At 68.7% G+C, this 367-nt stretch carries 1 protein-coding gene and 1 pseudogene; both read right to left on the reverse strand.

The window, feature by feature from the left end:
• A pseudogene (locus SB772_RS39410) lies at positions 1-157 on the reverse strand (MarR family transcriptional regulator); the annotation flags it as partial.
• 26 nt (positions 158-183) lie between these two features.
• On the reverse strand, positions 184-367 hold a 184-nt coding region (locus SB772_RS39415), incomplete at its 5' end, for a hypothetical protein (RefSeq protein ID WP_410838440.1).

Consider the following 367-nt stretch of genomic DNA (forward strand, 5'->3'; position numbering starts at 1 on the left):
GCCGCGCGAGCGCGCTCGTCTGCGACATGCCGAGCCCTTCGGAGTCGATCTCGGAGCGTAGCCGGCGGATCAGCTGGCCGACCGCGAGGGTCAGGTCGGTGGCGACGGTGTCGGCGGATACGCCGGGTGTGCGTGGTGATGTCATGCGAAGGAGCATAGAACACGACAGTTAAACTTGCAAGTTTAGCTGTCGAATTGCGTATGAGGCCGGGATGTGCGGTGCGTTGGCGCGATCGGGTGGGGAACGGCGAGCGTCGGTGCGGCAGCGGCCGGTCCGCTGAACGAGCGGGTGAGCGGGGCGAGCGGGCGAGCAGCGCAGCCTGGCGCTACGCCCGGCGCGGCGACGGAACCGGAACCGTCACGACGT

Origin of the sequence: Paraburkholderia sp. SIMBA_030 (assembly GCF_046535245.1) — a bacterium.
Classification (GTDB): Bacteria; Pseudomonadota; Gammaproteobacteria; order Burkholderiales; family Burkholderiaceae; genus Paraburkholderia.